The following is a 21,997-nucleotide window of genomic DNA, read 5'->3' on the forward strand; positions in this document are numbered from 1 at the left end:
AGGGTTGGGGCACCCGGGTGACGGCGCGGCCCACCCGCCACCACCCGGGTGCCCCCAGGGGCGGGGTCAAGGGTGCGAACCCTCGCTACCGGTGGTCCACGGCAAGACGGGGCGACGCTTGTCCGACCCCGGGCCCGGACCGGGACGGCTGTTCCACATCAACAACAGATCCCGCACAAAGAACTTGGCCCGCGGATACCACCGCTGGCCGTCCACCGTGTCCGGCAACGTGTCCGGACGGTCGTCCTTGATCTGCGTCACGCTACGCCCGTCCACCCCGATCAGCTTCGCGAACCCCACCAACGTCACCTCACGGTCCAACTCCTGCTCCGCCAACTCCACCGGCTGTGCCCGCCGCGGACGAAACGGCTCCAGCTTGGCCGGGTCGTACCACGCGCTGCCCCCGCCGCCACCCTTGTCCGTCACGCCCTTACGCCGCCGCTCGGGAGCCGGGAAGTCGGGGTAGTACCGCGGCATCACATGCACCACGTACCCGTGGCTGTAACCCACCTGCGCCGCCCACTCCTTCAACGTCACCAGACCCCGGGCGTCCTCACGCTCGTCACCCATCACCAGCTCCCTCCCAACCCGTAGCGGCCACTCCGGCCGCACCACACACCACCCATCGGTCCCACACACCAACCCGCACCCCCGCACCCGACCCTCGAACCAGCCATGGCCGACACGCCGACACGCCGACACACCCTCACCGCGATACCTACGCACTCCCCGTACTTGGGGGCGGGGCGCGGGCCCGGCGGGGGCCACCCACCGGGTGGCTGCTGAACACTCAGAGCCTCAGTGCATCGGCTTCTTGAGCTCGATCGTCCGGCCCGGGGTGAACCGCTGGGGCTCGTCCTCCGGCTGGGGCTGGGGGTGCTTGTCCTTGAACGGGTTCAGCCTCTGGCTCATGTCCGCCTCTCGTGGCTCGCTGTTGAGTTCTCAAGGTGCGGGGTCCGGGGCGTCCGGTGGTGCGAACCCCCCGAACCCTTCACTGTATATTCTACCCTATTCGGTGGCGGTTAAACCCACCGATTCGGATAGTCAGCCGCTCTGCCCGCAACCCTGGCAGGCACCGGCACCGTCGCTGTTCCACGTCCCGCAGCGCGAGCAGGCCCACCCCTTCATCACGGTAGCCAGCATGCGGACGGCCTTCTTGATGTTCCTCATGATTCCCTCTCTCGGGTTGATGTGGCGGATCGCTAGATCCCTGCGCGCACACCAGCCCCCGCCGGGCCCGCGCCCCGCCCCCAAGAAAAACCCCGCACCCCACACACCACCAACAGCACAAACGCAACAAAAGCCACCGAAAGCTATAACTTGCTCTCTCTGGCTCTCTCTGGCTCTCTCTGGCTCTCTCTGGCTCTCTCTGGCTCTCTCTGGTTTCGTGTTCCCGCCACGCCCGCAGACAGGCACACGCTCGAACCCTCGGCTCCGAACGGGCAACGCCCAGGGGACAACGCCAGCCCACCCGAAGGCGGCGCCACGCCAACAGATCCCTACCGAGATACCTACGCTCTCCCCGTTCTTGGGGGCGGGGGCGCGGGTCCGGCGGGGGCCACCCACCCAGCGGCGGGCGGCCCCCGGGGGTCACTTCTTCTTGGGCTTCGTCTCGGTCCGGCGGGGCGTGTTGATCGTCCCGTCGGAGTCCGGCTCTCCGTCCTCGGTGCTGCGAACGATGCTTGCGAAGATGCTCACTGTTGGCCTCCTGGCTCTCTGTGGAGTTCTCAAACAACGGTGGTGCTGGGGGGTGGGGCGCCCGACGCTGCGGGCGCCCCAGGTGGTGCTGGTCGTACCGATCAGGGGTGCGCCGGGGGCTGCTGCTGGTTCCGGCGGGCCTCCTCCTGCTGCCGGATGCGCTCCTGCTCCTCGCGGATCGCGCGGTTCGCGCGGTCGATCTCGTCGATACGAGCCTGCTCCTGGGGGTCCATGCCCTCACTCCTTCACTGTAGATACTACCCTCTTATGAGGATGGGAAACCTGCTCCGCCGAACTTTCTCGGCTACCTGGCGGCCACGGTCTGACTGACGCTGACCGGCTGCGCCGTGCAGCGCTTCGGGGTCTTCTTGCCGCACGATGCGGCCGTGCTCCCCAGTACGACGGCCCCCACCAGGGCGACAGCGGCGGCCTTCTTCCCGGCGGCCTTCTTGATGCTCATGGGTCCTGCTCCCTCATCGGTCGTTGTGGTTGCGGTGCCGGATCGCAGATCCCTGCGCGCACACCAGCCCCCGCCGGACCCGCGCCCCCGCCCCCAAGAAAAAGCCCTGAACCCACACAAAAAAGCTTTAACCAGCGAAAACACCACAAAAAGATCACGGAGAACACGAGACACCTCAGATAAAGACACTCTCCGATATAACTTGCTCTCTCATGAGTAGCTCCCGGGTGTGGACCGTGCCCGGGAGTCGAAGCGCCGGCATCCGCACCGACGACGATGGCCCCGCACCTGGCCGTCATCGAAGCCGAACGGTCCGCGACCGTGTCCCTCGACGAGCTGCTGCACCAGATCGACGACCTGAACGGGTGACCGCCCAACCGTGCCGGGGACGCCCAGCCGTTGCTGTGTTGCCTGTCTGGTTGCTGGGTTGTGTTGAAACTGACCGGTAACACCTAGGGGTGGCTTCCCCTCACCCGGTGGTGCGACGGATCGGGCGAGTACTCCGGCACGCCTCGTGTTCGGGCCGGAGGCTCTGTACCGGCCAGGAAGCCGCCGCCAGGGCCTGATGGGTACGTTGGTGGCCATGGAGCATCCACCTCGGCTCACCGCCTGTCTGACGCCCGACATCGAGGCGGGCGGGTTCGTCGTCGAGGCGCTCGAACTCGGTGTGGTGTCCCGGGGCGAGGCGCAGCGGGAGGCGCTCGCCGCCCTGGACGAAGCCGTGGACCTGCTCCTGGAGGAATCGTGAGCGGCACTGAGCAACCGTCTCTGGTCGCGGTCACCGACCCAGGCGTCGAACACCTGGCCGCGACGCTGCGCCGCCGCCGTGAGGAGCTGGCCAACGCCGACGGCGCCCGGATCGGGTCCGGGTCGGTGGTGCACGGGCTCACCGAGCACATGTGGGCGGGGGTGCCGGTGCCGGCTGTGCAGTGTCACGCGGCCGTCGACCCGCTGCGCCTGTCGCCGTCGGCCGGGCCGGTGACGTGCCGCCGGTGTCTGGGCCGCGGCCGCCAGGAACAACACCAGGTGCCGGGGCAGACCACGCTGGAGTTGTGAGGGTCCGGTGTTCAGGTGTTGTTGCCCGGGGCACGGTCCCAGGCAGAGGGTCCGGACCACGACCGCACATGGGTGACCTGTTGTGGCCACTAGTGGCTATGAGTGACACCGAGCCGGTAGAACCGGGGCAGAGACCGCCCCTGCCCCGTGGAGAGCCTGTTGGCGCGCAACTTCAAGGGCCAGTTCAGTGACTGGCCGACCTCGGTGATCATCCTGTTCGTGATCGTGCTGTTGTTGGCCTGGCTCAACAGCAACTGAGCCCGCCCCCATGCGCATGCCCCACCACCCCAGAGGTCCGCTACCTGCGGTGAGTGGAACAGTTCCAGGGTTTTGTCAGCGTGCGGACGAGATGACCCGCGCGCTGGTCGTCTCCCCGGCCTGGAGGGATTCGGGCGCCCCTCCCCCCTCTGGGTGACACCGCACGCCCCGCCCGGAGTGAAGGGGACCAGCGCCCCGCCCTGCCACCGTAGATCACGTCCCAGGGCTCAGCCGCTGGTGGTGGCGTGTGTACGTCATGCCGTGGGTACGGCACCCGGGCCGCTCCCCCGTGCCCGTGGAGGGGCCCGATTCTGCTAGGTATTCGCCTGTTTTCGTTAGAACACAGCCGTAGTTCGGTGTTCGCGCGGTCTGGTGTTCACCGGCGGGTCTCGCGTGCGTGCGCGAAGGAGCCGGGTCGACCGGTCGACCTCCGGGGCGGGTGTGACCGCGGCTGGGTACCGGTCTTTACCGGCCGATGTGCGCGGTAGCCGGGTCGAACTGCGGGGGTTGTCCTTGGGCCTGGGCGAGCGCGTCTTCGACGTTGCGGGGGCAGCCGCACTCGTGTGTGGGGGTGAGCCACACCTGGATGGCGACGGGGCGCTGGTGCGCGACGGTTCGGCTGGAGAACGTGAGCGGCTGTCCCTCGGGGGTGGTGATCTGGTGCAGCGTGACCAGGTTACGGAGCAGGCCGCTGGACGAGATCGTCTTGGGGTGTTCGCCTACGGCCACGGGGGCGGCGTAGACCAGGGTGCGCAGCTCGTCCAGGGCCAGGGTGCACACCGGGTTCGTGTCGGTGGTCAGGTTGGCCAGGACTTTCAGCAGGGTGCGTTCGGGAGCTCCCAGGTGGGGGCACAGGTCCACCCACTGGAGTGAGCGGGTCTGGTCGTAGCCCGTGCCCATGCGGCTCCTTCTTGCGGGTGTGCGGGACAGACGGTCCCGCAGCGGATCAGTCCTCGCGGGCTTGGGAAACGCGCTCCACCGGCCAGCCGATGAACTCAGCGACGTCCTCGTCCGGTGTGGAACGACTATCGATCCAAATGTCGAGGGCGTCGCACAAAGATTCCGGCACGCCTTTCGTCACGTGGAGTTCGTCGTCGTACAGATCCTCGGTGAGGGGATCGATCAGTGCCCACGACTCGGCCCGTTCCGAGCCCAGGAACTCCACGAAGCCGTCGAATCCGTTGCCTCCTTCCACCAGGGTCTCTCCCGTGCGGTAGTCGGTGATCTCCCATGTGTCGTGGTCGACCTGACCGCCATCAACAACCCGGCCTCCAGCGGCCTCGTGTTCGCTGACGCGCTTTTCGATGGCCTCTTGGAGATCCTTGCGGTGACCCAAGAGGGTGATGACGTGCTGCTTGACAGGGTCGGTGCTCACCGGTGCTCCTTCGGTGGTCGGATCCGCTGGCGGCGTGGCGTCGCGGTGCGTGCATCACTGGGTGGGGGCGCAGTGCTGGCAGCGCTTGTAGTGGCGGCCTCCCTTGGGGCCCGTGTTCTTGGCCATCAACACGCGGGTTTCCTCAGGCGACATGGGGTGGAACGGAACGTGCCCGGGGAGCTGCTCCGGCTCTTGCGGCGAAAAGTCGTAGTCGTAGACGTCGCGGGCGTGAGCGAACGCGCGAAGCGCCACCGGGTCGTCGGGGTCGGGTTCTGAGAAGCCGTCCGGCATGTGTCGGCGAACGACACCGCAACCGACCGTGTGCAGACCTTTGGAACTGCCTTTGGCGAAAGGGAACTGGTCAGGGAGTGTCCACCGGCGCCACCGTTCGGTCATCGTCTCCACATGGCGGGCGAAGGACGATCGCTGCCGTTGGCAGGTCGGGCATCCGCCGTCGCGCGCACACCAGGACAGTTTGTCCTCGCGGCTCTCGTAGTAGTAGCAGCCCGCCTGTTCGTAGAGCACGTCCACCGCGTCCAGCAGTGTTTCCCGCACGGCTATGGCTGTGATGTCTTCTTTGGCGATGGCGTCCAGAAGGTCGAGCACTGCGGGCAGTTTGACGCTGAACCGTGCCCTTCCCCGAGGGGACGTTCCCGCGCCTCGGAGAAAGTGACTCCGAAGGAGAAACGGACGTCTTCCATCGTGCCTAACGCAGTGCGCAGGCCGATCGCGTGGTTGGAGGGCATGACCTTGCTTCCTTCGTGTCAATGTTCGGGGAACCACTCAAGCAGGCGCGACACCACGGCAGGGCTGAAACGGGGAAAGCCCGGCACCAGCCATGCCGGTGCGGGGCCGCGTTTGCAGTCGGGTTCTATGCGGGTGTCATGTCAACGAACCGGCTGTAGTGGCCCTGGAAGGCCACGGTCACCTCGGCCGTGGGCCCGTTGCGGTGCTTGACCACGAGCAGGTCCGCCTCCCCCGCCCGTGGGGACTCCTTGTCGTGCACGTCCTCGCGGTGCAACAGGACCACCACGTCGGCGTCCTGTTCGATCGCTCCGCTTTCGCGCAGGTCCGACATCTGCGGTTTCTTGTCCGCCCGGTCCTCGGACTTGCGGTTGAGCTGCGACAGAGCCACCACCGTCACCCCCAGCTCCTGGGCCAAGAGTTTGAGCGCCCGGGAGATCTCGGTGACCTCCTGCTGCTTGCTGTCGTAGCGGCCGTCGGTCTGCACCAGCTGGAGGTAGTCGACCACCACCATGCACAGCCCCAGCGACCGCTTCATCCTCCGGCACGCCGCACGGATCTGCGCGAGCTGGCTGATGCCGGTCTTGATGACGAGCTTGGCGTCGCTGATCGTGGGCATGGCCGCGCTGAGCGCGTCCCAGTGGTAGTCCTCGACCAGCCCGGACTTGATGGAGTGTAGCGGGACCCGGGCCTCGGCAGAGAGCATCCGGTCGGTGAGTTCCTCCTCCCCCATCTCCAGGGAGAAAAACGCCACAGTCTGCCCGGCCCGAAAGGCGGCCTCGCGCGCCCAATCCAAAGCGAACGTCGTCTTGCCGACCGCGGGGCGGGCGCCGATGACGATCATCTGCCCGGCCAGCAGTCCGCTGGTGAGCGCGTCCAGGTCGGCGAACCCGGTGGGGATCCCCTGGAGTGCGCTGCCCTTGGCGGCCCGCTGCTGGATACGGTCCATGGCCCGGGGCAGGTAGTCGGCCGGCAGAGGGTCCTCTTCGGCGCCCTGGTCACCGTCGGTGATGGCCAGCATCTCGGCCTGGGCGGCATCAACCAGGTCCACCGCTTCGCCTTCGCCGATGTAGCCAATCTGGGCGGCGCGGGTGCCGACCTCGACCAGGCGGCGCAGCAGCGCCCGGTCGGCGACGATCTTGGCGTAGTAGGTGGCGTTGGCGGCGGTCGGGACGGCCTCGGTCAGGGTGTGCAGGTAGGTGGCCCCGCCCACTCGCGCCAGGTCGCCGTTCTTGGTCAGTTCGTTGCCGACCGCGACGGCGTCGGTGGGCTCGCCGCGGTCCATCAGCGCCGAGATCGTGGCGTAGACGATCTGGTGGGCGGGCCGGTAGAAGTCGGCGACGCCGATCATGACGCCGACGTCGACCACAGCCTCGGCGGAGATCAGCATCGCGCCGAGCACGGACTGTTCGGCGTGGATGTCGTGCGGGGGAACGCGGGTGTCCTCGGTGTGGGTCATGCTGGTGTTTCCATCCCATGGGTGGCAGGGGCCGGACGTGAGCTTGCAGGCGATGTCCGGCCCCGTTGTCGTGTTCAGGGGTCAGGCGGAGGTGCCGGTAGGGGTCAGGCGGGCGGCCAGGTCAGGTCGGCGCACCGGTCCGAACCGGTTCAGCAGGAGCTGAACCATGCGCGGGTGCAGGACCGCGCACACCGAGCAGTCGAGGGATTCGTGGTGCTCCGTGCACATCGGGTCGGGTTCCGTGGCCTCAGATGCCACTGCGCGGGGCTGAGACGCACGCTGGCGCCGCAACAGGGTCAATCGCAGGGTCAGGTCACCGTTCGCGGCCATGGTGGCGATCAGACCGCTGAGGCTCGTCTTTGCCTCCGGGAGCAGGGTTTCGACGAGCTCCTGGGCTTCCTCCAGGCTCGCTCCGGTGGACTCCTGGATTTTCTTGATCAGACCCGGAACGGAGTGCCTGGAGTCGTTGGCCGAAGGCATCTCCTCTTCCTCCTCCACCGGACCCCGTGGGGTGGGTGTGGTGTCCGCGTCCCCTGAGGAGGATGAACCTGACGGTTCATCTGATGGATTAGGGGTCAGATTGACCCCGCCCTCTGGCGGGCTCAGATTGACCCCGGGTCCGGGGTCAGATTGACCTATCCGCAGGTCAGTCCAGGGGTCAGATTGACCTATCCGCAGGTCAGGGGGGTTCTGAGTGTCGCTTCCTTCGGCGTCGAACAGCAGCTCCTCGATGACGTTGTCGTCGTACTCGCGCGGGGCACGCTTCATGGCCGCGAGGCAGTCGAGGTTGATGCGGGTGATGTTCGAGGTTGACCGGCCGGTGCGGGGGTCTACGCGCCGCTTGGTGGCCAGCAGGCCTCGCTGCTTGAGTGCCTTGCGGACACGCTTGATGGTGCTCGCTGAAGCCCCGGTGTCGTCGCTGATGCGGGGGACACCCGCCCACACGTAGCCGTGGGCGTCGGTGTAGTTGCAGTAGGCGAGAAGCACGATCTTCTCGCTGTGGTCGAGGCCTTCGGCGTCGAAGACCATCTGCATGTGCTGGATGCTCATGCGGGGGCTCTTTCTAGGCAGCCCACACGCAGGTAGCGGCGCTCGGGGTACCCAAAAGGTGCCCACTTTGCCCCCGGTCGGCTACAGTGGCCGTTGGTAGATATTGGGGTGAGCGCAGCTCGCTGTCGTGGTGGACAGCCAGCTCATCTGATCTTTCGACGAGGCCCGGTTGGTTCCCGGGCCTTCGTCATGTCTGGAGTTGGTGAAGGTGGTTAGCCCCCACCACGCGACGTGGCGTGGGGACGACCCTACTGGAATCGCGCATCCTCAAGGGCTAACACCTGGGCTGCTGGGCCTCCCAAGTCACACCAAAGCGCGAAAAGAACCCCGGGTGGCGGGATGGCCGCCGAGGCGAAGTAGGCGTGAGCGCGCTTCCAGAAGCCGGTCGCGGTCTCCTTCTTCTCGTCGGCCAGGATCTCTGAGTAGGCCAGGCGGGTGTGGTCGTCCACGGCGTTGTGCAGGTAGGCGTATCCGGCCTTGGCGCGGTGTTTGCGGCCCTGGGGTCGCCCCAGCACCTTGTGCCCTCCGCGGTAGGGGATGTTGCCGGGTTTCTTGATGTCCACGTGCACCAGCTCGCCGGGCCGGGCCCGCTCGTAGCGGCGCGCGCTTTGGCCGGTGGCTCGGTCGGTGTGGGCAAGGCGGGGCATGCGGTGCCGGGTCAGGATCCGGTGCACGGTCGAGGGGTGCATGCGCAGGTGGCCGGCGATGCGGGCCGACCCACACCTTTTCAGGACGCGGAGTTTGATGACGCGGCGCTCAAGCCGTGCGGGGGTGCGCCAGGGTGAGCGGGCGGGTCGGCTGGGCCAGTCGCTCATGCCCGCTTCGCCTTGGGTGCGGTAGCGGTCGGCCCAGCGTCTGGCGGTGGTCGGGCTGACCTGGAAGCGTTCGTCCGCCCGGCGCAGCGGCCACTTGTCATCGGCCACGCAGCGGGCCAGGGCGAGTCGCCCTGCGGGGGTGAGGCGGGCGTTGGCGTGGGTAGTGTGGGGCATCGAGGGCCTTCTGGTGGGTCGGTGTAGACGTGGTAATCCACACCGATACCGAAGGCCCTCCTCGCTTGTGTCAGCCGGGGTGGGTGTCACCAACCTCTGTGGTCAGTACATCTAGCGCCTGGACCCAACTTCGCCCCCGCAACGGATCGTTGTGGGGGTTTCTTCATGCCCGCACGGCGAGACGATACGTCTCGCCTGAGCCTCTGACCCCCGAGAAGGTTCACTTAGCGGGGGCCAGAAACAGGCGGGTTTGCGACAGAGAGCGGCACAAAAAGCAGGGCGCCGACACCTTTGGTCACCGTGGCCAGCGCGCCCAGACATGGCCAACAGCATGGCCACGTGTCCGGGACAGGGATGGCCATGTCCAGCCCACCCTGGACACCGGCCGATGCGTGTCCGGGGTGAGGGCGGACATGGCCCACCATCGTGTCCACCCCTGTCCGGAACGCTCTGGACATGGCCACGGAGATGGCCACGCGCGGGATGTATGGCCACCTAGACGAAACAGAAGCGCTTAGCGCCGGATGCTGTTCCGATGTTCCAAGGAACCCCTAGTTCACCGCGGCCGTGTGAGGAGGTCGAGGAGGGTCTCTCGCAACGCCGCGTCCGTCTGCGGGGTGCGGCCTCCGGTGATGCCGGATCGGAAAAGGGAAGCCCCCTCCACCGCCATCACGAAGACCTCGGCGCGGGCTCGCGCCTCGGTCTCGTCCAGTTCCGGGACGTGATGCCGGATGACTTCGGCGATGTGTCCGGCGTACCGGGCGTAGAAGGAACGAACGGCCGCGGCGTCGTCGTGGGCCGCCATGGCCCACACCTCCGTGAACAGCCGTACCAGCGGCAGATCGTCGTGGTCGGCGAGCACACTGCTGATCACCGCGGCGGGGTCGGTCCCGTCATCGGATGGACCGGTGCGGTCGGCGACCCGGGCCAGCGAGGTGGTCAGGACCCGGTCGAGCAGGGCGGTCAGCAGGTCGGCGCGTGTGGGGAAGTAGTGCTGGAGGTGGCCCAGGCGCACCCCGGCCTCGTGAGCGACGGCGCGCAGGGTGAGCTGGGCGCCGCCGGAGGCGGCCAGCAGCAGTTCGGCGGTGTCCAGTAGTTCGGCGCGCCGTCGGAGCCCTTTGGCGGTCGCCCCACCGGTGGATGCGGCGCTCACGAGGCGGCCTGCCCGGCGGTCGCCCCGACCTGTTCGACGTCGACCCGCACACCCTGGTCGGCCAACGTCCGCAGCGCCGCGGACGGATCCGGGTGTTGCTCGGGCAAGGCCACGCCTTCGGGCGGGGGTGCCCCGTCTGCGCCCAGTACCCGGAGCAGTCCCAGATATCCGCCGACGGCGGTGAGGTGGCTCTGCCCGGCGGGGTCGGTGACGGTGGCGGTCCGGGCCGCACCGGCGTGGGACACGTCGATCCGGAGTTGGGCGGTGCCGCCCTCGCCCGGAGAGTAGAGCACCGCCCGGCGGGTCGGGGCCCAGCGTTCACCGTCCGCCCAGCGGAAGAAGCCCACACCGCGCATGGCCAGGAGCATCCGGGTGGCGGCGGGGGAGCTGAAGCCGATCCGGGTGGCGGCGGTGGTGGCGCCCAGGGTGAGTGGGAACGTGTACTGCTCGGGTGTGTCGATGCGTGCCACGCGTACCGAGTCGTCGCCGATCCGTACCGTGCGGGCACCGCTCAGCGGGGCGGTGAGTCGGCGTCGGCCGTCCTCCACGACCTCGAAGTTGATACCGAGTCGGTCCATGAACTCCACCGAGTCGGCGCCCGCCCGGTCCGCCATGTCCCAGCGGACGGCTGTCTCGATCCGCTCGGCCCCGCCCAGCTCCCGTGCGAGGGCGGCGGCGACCAGGCTGGTGACCCCGCCCATCCAGGCGGAGGACAGCAGGACCGGCGCGGTTGTCCGGGCCAGCGCGGCCAGGGTGATCGCCCGCTGTAGGCGCGACGTCCACCGTGTCACGTCGACCTGGGGTATCCCGGCGGCCATGGCGGCGTGCAGCACTCGGTCGTGCGGGTCGTTGACCGCGCTCACCACCGCCCGGACGGCGGCTCGGAACGGAGTGGGAGAGGACAGATCCCAGGCGCGTGCCTGGCCGCCCAGTTCCTCGGCCAGTGCCCGGCCCCGCTCCGGGGTGCGGCCGGTCAGCAGGACGGGCATGCCCTCTGCGGCGGTCATACGGGCGAGTTCGGCGCCTACCGTTCCGTACCCGCCGGTGATGAGTACGGGACCGGTCGGATCGAGTGTTAGTTCGTCAGTCATGGAACTGAATATAGGTCATTTGACCTAGAATTGGAATCCGACGCCCCGATGCCGTGCCCGGGCCCGCGTGGCGCCGTGGGGGTCGATCCCAACTCCGGGCCCACCCGCAACAGGTGACCCAGGTCCAGGCACAGCACCTGAGTGAGCAGCGGCTCGATCCGGTGAAAGGTCTCGACCTCGGCGACCTCGCGGGCGGCCACCACCCGCTCCGGCAGCCATAACGGCCCGCGGCGGGTCACACAGGTGCTGCGCGGGTGGTCGCACGTCGCGCGAAACGGCGCGCCGGAACCTCGTCCGGACCGTGGACCCTGGCCGGACCTCCTGCCGTTTGCCGAAGGGGAAAAGGAGCCCTCAGCCTGAGGGCTGGGGATTTTACGTGGTAAAAGAGCGCGGCACGCCCGGAGGAAGAGCTTCGCCCACCCCAAGGGGCGTTAGTAAGGTAACGCCCATGGCATCGTCAACCTCCGGCGAGAGGGAGAAGGTCACCTCCAAGCTGCCCGGACAGCTCCGGGCCCGGGTGAAGGTCCGCGCGGCCGAGCACCAGCTCGACATGCAGGACGTGGTGGCCCAAGCACTCCAGACCTGGCAACAGAGCGGCCCCCAGCCCGCCGTGGACACCTCCGGCGCCCCGCCGTTCAGCACCTGGCTGGCACCAGGCCTCTACGCCACTTTCAAAACGCACTGCGCCACCCGCCAGGTCTCCTACATCCAGGGCTTGGCTCAGGCTCTGGAGCTCTGGCTCGCCGACCACCCTTCCCCACAGGAGGAGCACGTGGCAATACCGCATCCCCGCCGCAGGATCATGGCCAACCAGAAGGGCGGCGTGGGCAAGACCGCCCTGTCCGCCGGGGTGGGCCAGGCCTACGCCGAAGGCACCGAGTATGGCGGCCCCGCCCAACGCGTGCTCCTGGTGGACTTCGACCCCCAGGGCCACCTGACCGCCCAGTTCGGGGTGGACAACCTGGCCCTGGGCAGCGACAGCCTGGTCAAGCACATGACCGGCGAGGCCCAGGGGGACCTGGCCGACCTTGTCGTGCCCATCACCGACGAGCGCTTCAAAGACCGGTTGCACCTGCTGCCGGCGTGCGCCGACGGGTTCGTCCTGGACGTGAAGCTGTCCACGATCCGCGCCCGCGAGGCCGCACTGGAACGGGCCCTGGAACCGCTCGAGACCCACTTCGACGTCATCGTGGTGGACTGCCCGCCCAGCCTCGGCCTGGCCATGGACAGCGCCATCTACTACGGCCGCCGCCGTCCCGAGGAGAAACCCGGCGCCTCCGGGGTGGTGATCCCGGTCCAAGCCGAGGACTCCAGCGCCGACGCCTACACCCTGCTGACCGGCCAGATCGAGGACCTGCGCCAGGACATGCGCCTGGACGTGGACTACCTGGGGCTGGTGGTCAACATGTACGACAGCCGCCGCGGATACATCGCCACCTCCTCCCTGCAGGCTTGGGAGGAGATCGGCGATCCGGCGGTGATCGCCGTGGTGCCTGACCGCAAGGAGCAGCGCGAGGCGGTGCGCAGCAAACAGGGCCTGCTCGTCTACGACCCCAAGTCCGACCAGGCCGCCGCCATGCGCAAGATCGCGGGGATCCTCTCATGAGCAAGGCCGACAAGCTGGGCCGCTCGGCCTCCTTCGGCGCCGCGGGCCGCGCCACCAGCGCCCGCCGCCAACTCATCTCCCAGGCCGCGGGCGAAGCCCCCGCCGATCCAGCCCGGGTGCCCTTGGCGCACCTGGTCGGCAACCCCGAGAACCCGCGCGAGGGCCTGGGGGAGCTGTCCGAACTCGCCAACAGCCTGAAAGAGCACGGGCTGCTGCAACCGCTGCACGTCATGCCCCGCCGCGCCTACGCGCAGGCCCACCCCGAGCACGAGGCAGCGGTGGCCGAGGCGGTCTTCGTCGTCATCAACGGCAACCGCCGCCTGGCCGCCGCCCACCAGGCTGGCCTGGAAACCGTGGCGGTGCACGTGCGCGCCTCCCGTGGTCCCCAGGACGACGACCCGGTCGCCTTGCGCGCCGCGGTGCTGGCTGAGAACATCCACCGCCAGGACTTGCACCCCCTGGAGGAGGCCCGCGAGATCGGCAAGCTCCTCGAGCACGGGTTGAACCGGTCCCAGGCGGCCATGCTGCTGGGCAAGTCCAACGGGTGGATCACCCAGCGCCTCATTCTCCTCAACCTGCGCCCGGATCTGCAGCAGGCCCTCAAAGACGGGGAGCTGAAGCTGGCCCAGGCCCGGGAACTGGGCAAACTCCCGCCCCAGGAGCAACTGGCCGCCCACCGCCAACACCAGGAGGAGTTTTACGCGGTAAAACCCGCTGACCCTGCCACCCCACCGCCGGCGGACTCCGCGCCGACCAAACCCGCGGGGGCGGTGAAGAACCCCCCGCGGGGCCCAGCCCAGCCCTCGGGTTCACCGCGCCCGGGTGAGCAACTGACGCTGGACCTGTCCTGGGATGAGCCCGAGGCCCTGGCCGAACAGGTCTACAAGGAGCTGGCCTCGGGGCTGGGGCCCGACGAACTCCAGCGGTTCGCGCGGGCGTTCCTGGACCGGATCTAACCCGGGCGCAGCACTGGCGGTCCCCCTGAGGGGCCCGCGCACACCTTCGTGGGCCTCGGCTAGGGCCGGTGGTTTTACCGCGTAAAACCCGCCGACGCCCCCTGATGACCGCCGCGCCCCCCTTCAGGTGGCCAGCGCGGGTCATGCCTTGGCCAGGGTGGCCAAGGGGCCTGGCCATCGTGGCCAGGGAGGGCCACACTCCTGGTGTGGCCCTTCGCCCCGCACGTGCCGGCGACCGCTGTCGTCCACGTCTTGCGGTCACGTGTGCCGGGCCTTGGCCCAACGTGGCCACCGTTGTCCAGGCTTGTTCAAGACCCGGCACACGATGTCCAGCGGTGGCCAGAGCCGTGTCCTTCGGATGTGGGGGGCACGATCTGGGGCCCAAGGTCGTAGGCGGTAAAACCCACGAACTCCTTCGCCCGAAGTGGGGCTGCCTGCTATGGCGAGCGGCCTACGACGGGCCCCGCGCCGTGGTCGCCTCAGCCCCCAGCTCCCCAGGGGTGAGTGGGACTGCTGGCTGCGTTCCCCGAGCAATCACGCACGCGCTCCTTGGCGATCACACCAGCTGGCAAGGCACGCTGCCTCTCCCAGCAACGCGAACACCGACCGGTCCAGGACGCCCAACTACTGCCTCCAACCCAACCAGACGCTGCCCGGCGCGAGCCCGAGGGCGCCGTCCTGGCCACGGGCCCAAAGACCCATCACAACCTGAACCCGAAGCTCCAGGAACCGCCGCGTGACCTCTGGCCATGGGTGGCCGCTTTCCTTGGTCACCGCCCTGCGGCGCCTCCAAAGGGCTCTGGCCATCTTGGGTGCGCGCGCCCGCCTCGTTGCTGTGCTTCCCGGCGTGCACCTCGTGGTGGCCACGCCTGGCCAGAGCTGTCCATGCGTGGCCACGCTCTTGGATAGGTGGCCCAGGGGCGTGGCCACGGGGGTGTTGGACACACCACCTACGCCAACGGGTCGCGGGCATCCTCCAGCGACCATGTTCGCTCCCAGACGAGCAGACAGGGCACCGGCGCTGCGCTGCCGGTGCTCAAACCAGTCCTTGGAATGCGGTGTCCTTCGTTCTCGTTAGCGGACCCCGCGGGAGCGTCCCGACCCCGGCCCCAGGTCAGTGGCCAGGTCGTGGAGGGCTCGGGGGTTTTACCGCGTAAAACGTCGCGTCCACCATCTGGTGGGGGCCGGTCGTGCTCTGTGGGCCCTGGCCGTCGTGGCCACCGGTGGCCACGACGGCCAGGACAGTGGACGACGCCTGCGGCACTGACCGCGCCCGGTGCTGGGGGCTCGCCACATCGACCGGCGCCGCAGGGTTTTACGCGGTAAAACCTGGCGCGCCTTCAAGGGTGTGACCACCGTGGCCAGAGCCTTGGCCATCGTGTCCGCAGCGTGGCCAGCGGACACCGGCCACGCCACCCGCTCGGGCGGTTGGCGACCCCGGCTTCGAGCCGCCCCCAGGATCCGGGTACCGGGCCGTGTCCGGGGCCGCTAGCGCGGGGTGTCCACCAGCGCGTTCTGTTGGGTCAACTCGCTGCGGTAGCGGCGTGCGGTGCGCGGGGAGGCGTGGATGTGCTCGGCGATCTCGGCGTCGGTGATCGTGGGATGGCTCTGCAGCAGCTCCCGCACACGTTCGCGCTTTTGCTCAGGTGAGAGCGGTTCCGGCACGGCCTTCTCCTGCGCTGCGGGCTCGGGTTCGGCGGCCACCAAGGGCTCGTGGACCTCCTCGGTTGGGTGCTCCTCCTGGGGCGTGGGGCTTGGCACCACGGGCCCTTCCCAGGTCCAGTAGGGGGCGGGCGCGGTCTCGGGAACAGGTGCGGGATCCTCCTGTCCGGTGTCCTCTTCAGCGCCGGTGGCCACTTCGGCCAGGGGCGTGTCCGAGACGGTGGCCACCGTGTCCTTCTTGCCTTGGCCATGGTCCGGGGCGAGATTGGGCTCGGGCCGGGCCAGGCCCTCTTCCAGAGCGGCGGCCGGCTCTTGACCGACACCGTCGTGGCCGCCCTGGCCATCGGGGTTGGCTAGGGCGGTGGCCTCGGCGGCGGTCATGGCCACCGTGGCGGCGGTCATGGCCCGCGTCAGCTCGAAGGCGGTGTCGAGCTCGTAGCCGTTGTCCAACATCCACCGCAGATGCCGCGGGGTGTGTCGGCGCCAGGTGACCCCGTGCTGTTCGCGCAGCATTGCGTAGGCCAACTGTCGGCGCTGCTCGTGCTCCAGCGCCCGCGGGTAGGAGGTGATGCCCCACCCCAGCATCAACCGGGCCACCTTCAACGTCGAGACCGGGTGCGCGATCCACCGCCCCACGGGGATGCGGTCGGCGGCCTGGCCGTGCGCGAGCCCCGCCAGGTGCCGGATCCACGCCGCCACCCCTTCAGCGATCAAGATGATCACGATCGGCGGGCCCGCGTGTCCCAGGTAGGAGGCCGTGGACCCATCCCCCTGGCTCACGTTCAAGATGATCGTGATAGCTGAGAGCGCATAGGCCGCCCACCGGTTCAGGGCGTGGCGCCGCCCCTGCCACTCCATGAGCAGGTCCATGGCCAGGAAGTAGACGATGACCGCGTCGATCCCCACAGGGAACAAGAACCGCAGGTCACCGCCGTTGATCGCGTGCAGTTGGGTGTCGGCCAACCAGGTGGCCGATTCATACAGGGCCGCATAGCTCATGGTGAACGCCACCAGGATCAGCGCCAGTGCCACCACCGCGATGACCACGGTGGCCACCAGGTAGCCGCCGTGCAAAGGCACCGCCCCCGCATGGCCTGCACGAGGGGCTGACCTGCGCGAAGCCGCACGGCGCATCCCCCACACCGCCACCCCCGTCACCACCAGCGCCGCGGTACACACCAGCCACCAGGTCGAGGCGGACAGCAAATCGGACATCGGTCTCTCCCAAATCACCAGGAACCCGGACGAGTGTGTCAGAAGCTGTCGGCCGGTCCCTGGTTCCCGACCCGCGTTCGCCTTCGCTGTCCGCATCGGCCATCATCACCAAGCAACGCCACACCACCCAGCAAGGAGTCGGCCGTGGAGGACACACCCCAGCACCGGCGCGGCAACCGCAGGCTCGGCATCCGCCGCGACAAGTACGTCAAGCTCAGCCTCAGCGACGACGAACACGCCCTGCTGCTCGAGGCCGCCAAGGAACAGGCGATGACCCTGAGCGGGTTCTCCGCCCACGCCGCCCTGGGCGTGGCCCGCGAGACCCTGGCCACCTCACCCGACGCCCGCCAAACGCTGGTGGCCCTCAACGACGCCGTCATCGCTCTGGAACACCTGGGCGCCGACCTGCGCACCCTGGCCCAAACCGCCCCCGACCAGGTCCACGCGCTGCTCGAGCGCGCCGCGGCCGCCGTGGACACCCTCGAAAACGCCGGTGACGCCGTCGCGAGCGCGCAGCGATGATCGCCAAGGTGATGCGCGGCCAGGACACCCTGGGCCTGCTCCGCTACCTGTACGGGCCCGGCCGCGCCAACGAGCACACCGACCCCCACCTGGTCGCCGCCTGGCGCACCCTGGGCGTCCCCGACCCCGGCCGCGACCCCAGCACCGACCTGTCCGTGCTGGCGCGCCGCCTGGACCGGTTCGTCCGCCCTCAGGTACGCCGCCACGTGTGGCACTGCGCCGTGCGCGTGGCCCCCACCGACCGCCCCCTCACCGACGCCGAGTGGGACCACGTGGCCCGCCGCCTCGCCGCCGCCGGCGGCATCGCCCCCCAAGGCGACGACCGGGGCTGCCGGTGGGTGGCCCTGCGCCACGACGGCTCCGAGAGCCACCACATCCACCTGCTCGCCACCCTGGCCCGCCAGGACGACACCAACCCCAACATCCACAACGACGCGCTGCGACTACGCGATGAGTGCCGCGCTTTGGAGGACGAACTGCGGCTGCGTCCCACCAGCGCCTCGGACAACACCTCCGCCCCCTCACCCACCCGCGGGGAGACGGAGAAGGCGCACCGGCAGGGACTCGCCCGACCCTCGCGCGCGGTGTTGGAGCGCCTGGCACGGCGGGCTGCGGTCGCCTCCCGTACCCAAGAGGACTTCTTCGACGTCCTTCGCCGTGAAGGGGCACTGGTGCGTCTGCGCCAGTCCACCAAGGGTGAGCCCGCAGCCGGGTACGCGCTGGCCCTGCCCGGCGACACCGCCCCCGACGGCGGGCCGGTCTGGTTCTCCGGCACCGCTCTGGCCCCCGACCTGTCACTGCCCCGGGTACAGGACCGCTTCGCCGGCGCCCCAACCACCCCGGCCCTGCCGCCCACGGCGGGCCCCTGGAGCCAAGTCACGGCGGTGGTGGGTGAGCTGTCCCAGTACTGGGACGACGCCGGCCGGGGAGTGCGGGCCGCGGGCGCCGCCGCACTGGGCGATGTACTCACCGCTGTGGCCGTGGCCGCCCCACTCCCTGTGCGCCAGACGGTGGAGAGAGCCGACCGCGACTGGAGCCACGCGGGCCGGCCCCCCATAGGCGCCGCCCAGGCCGCGGTGGTCGTCCGGTTGCGTGAGGCGGCCCGGACACTCAGCGCCGCTGCTTCCACGGGTCAGACCACGGCGAGCGAACCGGCTGTGCGTGAGGTACTGCAGGCCCTGACCCACGCGGCCGAACAGATCGCCCACTGGTACCGAGCCTGTTCCTGGGGTCCGCAGGAACAGGCCGCTCACCTGGCAGTCGAACATCTGCGCACAGCGGCGGGGTCCGACTGGACACAACTCACCCTCAACTTTACGACGTAAAGCTACAGGTCAGGAGCGCCCCAACCCCCCACGGCGCGGCCCCCCAGGACGACGCCGCGCACCTTCGGCCCGACCATTTGGCCCCTGACCTGAACGCTTACTCACCGCCTTGCCCAGGCGCACCGGAGCATCGAGCAGCTGCCTGACCCCGGGGGCGCGCTCCGGCGCGGGAGCCGACTCCACATCCCCGCCCCCGTCCAACTCGTCGATGACCAGTCCGTCATCACGATCGTCCAGGGTGCGCGCGTAGGAGGCAATGCACGCCTGCACCATCGCCTTGTCGCCGCGCGCGGCCGCCAACCGCTCACGCAGCTTCGGATCCGCCAGCGCCTCACCCGCCAGATACAGATCCGCACGCTTGCGCGACCGCGTCATCGCCGGATACAGCGAATGCGCGTCCGCCCCGATCCCGTACACGTGCACCCGCTCACACGTCAGCCCCTGAGCGGCCGCGATCGTCATCGCATACCCAAGACTCAGATCACCCCGACCAATCGCCTCAGGGCTGATCCAGGCACTGTGTACACGTCCCTGACGCCGCCACTGAACCCGCGCCCCGCGCCGGGCGTCCACCTCGGCCACCACACCCCGGAACCCGTTGAGGACGTCCTCTCCTTCACCGCGCCGCGACCGGTAGTCGTTGCGGCGAACCCGCACCACGTCCCCGGCCGCCAACGCCAACCGGTCCCCGCCGCGCAACGCGAAGCCCACCTCATCACCCTGCAGGTGCCCGCCGACCCGCGCCATACTGCGGATGCGGTGGTTGAGCTCGTCCACGTCGCTGTTGCGCGCCGCCAACACCAGCACGTCCTCGACCGCCTGGAACCGGTCACCGATCCCCTGACGGTCGTTCCACCACCCCAAAGCGATGGCCTCATGAGCCTCGAACGCCCGCTCGGCGGCGTGCACCCGCCCGGCACGCCCCCACACCGACAGCGCGCTCTCACGCCCGCCGTGCAACCACTCCCGCAACGCCTGCTGGTCCACCGCCTCGCTCTGACGCCGGTTCTCCGTCAGCGTCTCGCCCTTGACCAGGGTGTGCACCGCCGCGAACGCCCCACCCACACCGATCGCCTTGAGCTGCTTGGGGTCGCCGATCCCCACGATCTTGGTCCCGGTGCGCTCGGCCTCACCCACCAAAGCGGCCATGGACCGGTCATCGACCATCGCGGCCTCGTCCACGACCAACACGTCCACGCCCTCAAGCCCCGGCCCGGACTCGATGCGCCGCAACCAGGTCGCCACGGTGTTCGAGGCGATCTGCGACTCCGCCTCCAGGTTCGCCGCGGCCACCGCCGCAGTCGCAGCCCCCTCCACCCGGTACCCGGCCTGCGACCACCCCGCGTACACCGCGCTCATCAGCGTCGTCTTCCCGGCCCCGGCTACCCCGCGCACCAGGTCCACACCATGGCCCGCCCCCAACAGCCGGGCTGCGGTACGCCGCTGCTCGACCGACAACGCGAACCCGCGCTCGGCCTCGAACTCCCCGAGCACGGCCAAGGCCTGGTCCCGGCCCACGACCGCCGCCCCCTGGCCCAGCCGCCGCTGCGCCGAGGCGCTGATGGTGCGCTCGGCCTCCACAATGTCGGCTGAACTCCACCGGTCGGCGTTGGACAGGTGCGCCCCCTCCACCGCGGGCAACACCACCCCCCGACCCGAGGCCAACACCGCGTCGGTAAGCACCTCCAACTCCGACAAACGCCCCACACCACCCGGCAGCGCCGCCGCCACCGCCGCCATCACCTGGGCCCGGTTGACCACCTTGCGGGTAGCGGTCACCCCCGTCTGGGGGTCCCACACCCGCGCCGCCAACTCCTCCAAAGACGGCAGTCCAGCCGACGCCGACGCATCGGCCACACCGCCTGGCAGAGCGGCCGCCACCAACGCGTCCACATCACGACCGGCCGCCTCAGCACGCTGACGCCACGCCTGACGGGCCGAGCCCGACTCGCTCAGCGGATTCTTGGCCTCGGCCAGCGCCCGCCCCGCCGCCTGTTTCTGCGACCGCGAAGCATCGGCCCCCACCAGGTCGTTGATCTGATGCGACCGCGAACTGAACAACCCCCGCAGCGCGGGATCGAACCCGGTGATCTCCCACTCGCCGGTGCGCTCGTCCTGCTCCCACACCGACCCGTAGCGGCGGGTCAGCTTCTCACGCATCCGCGCCTTGGCCAGCTCACCCGCCAACCCCACGTGCCGGTGCAGATCACGCCCGCCCGCACCCAGCGTCCGCCACTGCCCATCGACGCACTTGACCATGTTCGGGATCATCACGTGCGCGTGGATGTGCGGATCACCCACCTGGCCTCCCACCGGACGCGCCGCCCGGTGCAGGGTGATCGAGGCCGCGAACCCGCTGGACTCCACCCGCTGGGCGCGCTGACCGTCGCCGTGGTGGCCGACCATCCCGTAGGCCACCCACCCCTCCATATCCGCGACGGTCTCGCGCACCGACTCCAGGTAGATCTCCTCGATCTCCGCGGCCGTCTTCTCATCGGTCAGCGCGAAGGCCAGCGACACGCTCTTGGGCATGTTCAGCACCAGGTCGTATCCCCGGTTGCCGACCCGGACGCGATCGTCGGTGTGGGAGCGGGCCGCCTCCAGCTCACCGGCCTCCCACACCAGCCCCGGATCCACGCCGGCGGCCTCGGCGATCGCCTCCATCTCCGCCACCGGAGCCCGGTGGGCCTCACCGTCGCGCACCAGCCCCTTCTCCAGCCGGGCGAACCGGGCGGCCAACCGCGGCGACTCCAACAGTTCGGTCGGCTCCATGTGCGCGGCCTCGGCCACCGCCCGCACCGCCTCCACCAACGGAGCGGCCGCGAGCTTGGCGCGGGGGTCCACGGCCATCTTGGGGTCCACCAGCTGCTCACCGGTGCGTGGGTCACGGCCGGCCATCACCTGGCGCATCGACTCCAGAGCGGCCTCATCACCCAGCGCGGTACCCGCCCGCTCGCCGAACTCCGCCCATCCGGATCCGACGCGTTCCACGGGCCGCGCCGACCCGTACAACCGGTAGTCCGCGGCCGCGTCCTCGCCCTGCTCGCCGTGGGCGTGTGAGGCATCGTCATGGGTGTGGGCGACCTCGTCGCACCCGCACTGGCTCTTGAGCCGGTAGTCGACCTGGTCTTCGTCCGGGCCCAACGTCGTCACCCACGCCACCCGCACCACCCCGCCCTCGGTCGACACCCCCGGGTGCGCCACACCTCCACACCCACAGGGCTTTGCGAGGGTGTACACCACCGGTGGGTGGGACGCCCACCGCCCTCACACGGTTCGCACACACCGCCAGAAAACACACCGAACCGCACCAGAACCACCCAAGGGTTGGGGCACCCGGGTGACGGCGCGGCCCACCCGCCACCACCCGGGTGCCCC

General features: G+C 69.4%; 19 protein-coding genes and 1 pseudogene. 6 read left to right on the forward strand and 14 right to left on the reverse strand.

Annotated features, from left to right (window positions below):
• Positions 1 to 66: 66 nt before the first annotated feature.
• The 4 genes from ACTVAJ_RS27840 to ACTVAJ_RS27855 form a co-directional block, all read right to left on the reverse strand.
• Positions 67 to 570, reverse strand: a complete 504-nt coding sequence (locus ACTVAJ_RS27840; protein WP_470391260.1) for a hypothetical protein — start codon at positions 568 to 570, stop codon at positions 67 to 69.
• A gap of 474 nt (positions 571 to 1,044) precedes the next feature.
• A complete protein-coding gene (locus tag ACTVAJ_RS27845; RefSeq protein ID WP_470391261.1) occupies positions 1,045 to 1,170 on the reverse strand; it encodes a hypothetical protein in 126 nt (41 codons plus the stop codon).
• Between the two features lie 629 nt (positions 1,171 to 1,799).
• Complete coding sequence (locus tag ACTVAJ_RS27850; protein ID WP_470391262.1) at positions 1,800 to 1,931, reverse strand: hypothetical protein; 132 nt, start codon at positions 1,929 to 1,931, stop codon at positions 1,800 to 1,802.
• Positions 1,932 to 2,002: 71 nt separating this feature from the next.
• Positions 2,003 to 2,158 carry a hypothetical protein gene (locus ACTVAJ_RS27855; protein WP_470391263.1) on the reverse strand — a complete coding sequence of 52 codons (156 nt, stop codon included), beginning with the start codon at positions 2,156 to 2,158 and terminating at the stop codon, positions 2,003 to 2,005.
• 583 nt (positions 2,159 to 2,741) lie between these two features.
• Here ACTVAJ_RS27855 and ACTVAJ_RS27860 point away from each other — a divergent pair.
• Both ACTVAJ_RS27860 and ACTVAJ_RS27865 read left to right on the forward strand, forming a co-directional pair.
• Positions 2,742 to 2,906 (forward strand): hypothetical protein, encoded by a 165-nt coding sequence (locus ACTVAJ_RS27860; RefSeq protein WP_470391264.1) that lies wholly within the window; start codon positions 2,742 to 2,744, stop codon positions 2,904 to 2,906.
• A complete protein-coding gene (locus ACTVAJ_RS27865; RefSeq protein ID WP_470391265.1) occupies positions 2,903 to 3,214 on the forward strand; it encodes a hypothetical protein in 312 nt (103 codons plus the stop codon). Before ACTVAJ_RS27860 ends, ACTVAJ_RS27865 begins: the two co-directional genes overlap by 4 nt.
• A 723-nt stretch (positions 3,215 to 3,937) precedes the next feature.
• Here ACTVAJ_RS27865 and ACTVAJ_RS27870 read toward each other — a convergent pair.
• The 8 genes and pseudogenes from ACTVAJ_RS27870 to ACTVAJ_RS27905 all read right to left on the reverse strand — a co-directional run bounded on the left by ACTVAJ_RS27870 (position 3,938) and on the right by ACTVAJ_RS27905 (position 11,333).
• Positions 3,938 to 4,372, reverse strand: a complete 435-nt coding sequence (locus ACTVAJ_RS27870) for a hypothetical protein (RefSeq protein ID WP_470391266.1) — start codon at positions 4,370 to 4,372, stop codon at positions 3,938 to 3,940.
• A gap of 46 nt (positions 4,373 to 4,418) precedes the next feature.
• Complete coding sequence (locus ACTVAJ_RS27875) at positions 4,419 to 4,847, reverse strand: hypothetical protein (RefSeq protein WP_470391267.1); 429 nt, start codon at positions 4,845 to 4,847, stop codon at positions 4,419 to 4,421.
• Positions 4,848 to 4,901: 54 nt separating this feature from the next.
• Positions 4,902 to 5,453, reverse strand: coding sequence for a hypothetical protein (locus tag ACTVAJ_RS27880; RefSeq protein ID WP_470391268.1), 552 nt, complete (start codon positions 5,451 to 5,453; stop codon positions 4,902 to 4,904).
• A 265-nt stretch (positions 5,454 to 5,718) separates the two neighbouring features.
• On the reverse strand, positions 5,719 to 7,050 hold the full coding sequence (gene dnaB / locus ACTVAJ_RS27885) for a replicative DNA helicase (RefSeq protein ID WP_470391269.1): 1,332 nt from the start codon (positions 7,048 to 7,050) through the stop codon (positions 5,719 to 5,721).
• Positions 7,051 to 7,131: 81 nt separating this feature from the next.
• Positions 7,132 to 8,100, reverse strand: a complete 969-nt coding sequence (locus ACTVAJ_RS27890; protein WP_470391270.1) for a helix-turn-helix domain-containing protein — start codon at positions 8,098 to 8,100, stop codon at positions 7,132 to 7,134.
• Positions 8,101 to 8,420: 320 nt separating this feature from the next.
• Positions 8,421 to 9,089, reverse strand: a pseudogene (locus tag ACTVAJ_RS27895) (helix-turn-helix domain-containing protein); the annotation flags it as partial.
• A 556-nt stretch (positions 9,090 to 9,645) separates the two neighbouring features.
• Complete coding sequence (locus tag ACTVAJ_RS27900; protein WP_470391271.1) at positions 9,646 to 10,242, reverse strand: TetR/AcrR family transcriptional regulator; 597 nt, start codon at positions 10,240 to 10,242, stop codon at positions 9,646 to 9,648.
• Positions 10,239 to 11,333 carry an SDR family NAD(P)-dependent oxidoreductase gene (locus tag ACTVAJ_RS27905; RefSeq protein WP_470391272.1) on the reverse strand — a complete coding sequence of 365 codons (1,095 nt, stop codon included), beginning with the start codon at positions 11,331 to 11,333 and terminating at the stop codon, positions 10,239 to 10,241. The genes ACTVAJ_RS27900 and ACTVAJ_RS27905 overlap by 4 nt, the downstream gene beginning before the upstream one ends.
• Positions 11,334 to 11,781: 448 nt before the next feature.
• Here ACTVAJ_RS27905 and ACTVAJ_RS27910 point away from each other — a divergent pair, with 448 nt between their 5' ends.
• Positions 11,782 to 12,939 (forward strand): ParA family protein, encoded by a 1,158-nt coding sequence (locus tag ACTVAJ_RS27910; protein WP_470391273.1) that lies wholly within the window; start codon positions 11,782 to 11,784, stop codon positions 12,937 to 12,939.
• Positions 12,936 to 13,895, forward strand: coding sequence for a ParB/RepB/Spo0J family partition protein (locus ACTVAJ_RS27915; protein ID WP_470391274.1), 960 nt, complete (start codon positions 12,936 to 12,938; stop codon positions 13,893 to 13,895). The genes ACTVAJ_RS27910 and ACTVAJ_RS27915 overlap by 4 nt, the downstream gene beginning before the upstream one ends.
• Before the next feature lie 1,488 nt (positions 13,896 to 15,383).
• Here ACTVAJ_RS27915 and ACTVAJ_RS27920 read toward each other — a convergent pair.
• Positions 15,384 to 16,637 carry a DUF2637 domain-containing protein gene (locus tag ACTVAJ_RS27920; RefSeq protein WP_470391275.1) on the reverse strand — a complete coding sequence of 418 codons (1,254 nt, stop codon included), beginning with the start codon at positions 16,635 to 16,637 and terminating at the stop codon, positions 15,384 to 15,386.
• Between the two features lie 279 nt (positions 16,638 to 16,916).
• Between ACTVAJ_RS27920 and ACTVAJ_RS27925 the strand changes: the two genes are divergently transcribed.
• Both ACTVAJ_RS27925 and ACTVAJ_RS27930 read left to right on the forward strand, forming a co-directional pair.
• Positions 16,917 to 17,294: a hypothetical protein gene (locus ACTVAJ_RS27925; RefSeq protein ID WP_470391276.1), complete on the forward strand. Its 378-nt coding sequence runs from the start codon at positions 16,917 to 16,919 to the stop codon at positions 17,292 to 17,294.
• Positions 17,291 to 18,619 carry a relaxase/mobilization nuclease domain-containing protein gene (locus ACTVAJ_RS27930; RefSeq protein WP_470391277.1) on the forward strand — a complete coding sequence of 443 codons (1,329 nt, stop codon included), beginning with the start codon at positions 17,291 to 17,293 and terminating at the stop codon, positions 18,617 to 18,619. The genes ACTVAJ_RS27925 and ACTVAJ_RS27930 overlap by 4 nt, the downstream gene beginning before the upstream one ends.
• A gap of 9 nt (positions 18,620 to 18,628) precedes the next feature.
• Here ACTVAJ_RS27930 and mobF read toward each other — a convergent pair whose 3' ends face one another.
• Positions 18,629 to 21,823: a MobF family relaxase gene (gene mobF, locus ACTVAJ_RS27935; RefSeq protein WP_470391278.1), complete on the reverse strand. Its 3,195-nt coding sequence runs from the start codon at positions 21,821 to 21,823 to the stop codon at positions 18,629 to 18,631.
• Between the last annotated feature and the right edge of the window lie 174 nt (positions 21,824 to 21,997).

It is taken from the genome of Nocardiopsis sp. KDC1DS13DA1 (assembly GCF_055632325.1).

Coding starts and splice junctions, on each gene's coding strand:
- ACTVAJ_RS27870 (WP_470391266.1), bottom strand. CDS start 4,372: ATGGGCACGGGCTACGACCAGACCCGCTCACTCCAGTGGGTGGACCTG.
- ACTVAJ_RS27840 (WP_470391260.1), bottom strand. CDS start 570: ATGGGTGACGAGCGTGAGGACGCCCGGGGTCTGGTGACGTTGAAGGAG.
- ACTVAJ_RS27905 (WP_470391272.1), bottom strand. CDS start 11,333: ATGACTGACGAACTAACACTCGATCCGACCGGTCCCGTACTCATCACC.
- ACTVAJ_RS27910 (WP_470391273.1), top strand. CDS start 11,782: ATGGCATCGTCAACCTCCGGCGAGAGGGAGAAGGTCACCTCCAAGCTG.
- dnaB (WP_470391269.1), bottom strand. CDS start 7,050: ATGACCCACACCGAGGACACCCGCGTTCCCCCGCACGACATCCACGCC.
- ACTVAJ_RS27890 (WP_470391270.1), bottom strand. CDS start 8,100: ATGAGCATCCAGCACATGCAGATGGTCTTCGACGCCGAAGGCCTCGAC.
- ACTVAJ_RS27860 (WP_470391264.1), top strand. CDS start 2,742: ATGGAGCATCCACCTCGGCTCACCGCCTGTCTGACGCCCGACATCGAG.
- ACTVAJ_RS27855 (WP_470391263.1), bottom strand. CDS start 2,158: ATGAGCATCAAGAAGGCCGCCGGGAAGAAGGCCGCCGCTGTCGCCCTG.
- ACTVAJ_RS27930 (WP_470391277.1), top strand. CDS start 17,291: ATGATCGCCAAGGTGATGCGCGGCCAGGACACCCTGGGCCTGCTCCGC.
- ACTVAJ_RS27845 (WP_470391261.1), bottom strand. CDS start 1,170: ATGAGGAACATCAAGAAGGCCGTCCGCATGCTGGCTACCGTGATGAAG.
- ACTVAJ_RS27850 (WP_470391262.1), bottom strand. CDS start 1,931: ATGGACCCCCAGGAGCAGGCTCGTATCGACGAGATCGACCGCGCGAAC.
- ACTVAJ_RS27915 (WP_470391274.1), top strand. CDS start 12,936: ATGAGCAAGGCCGACAAGCTGGGCCGCTCGGCCTCCTTCGGCGCCGCG.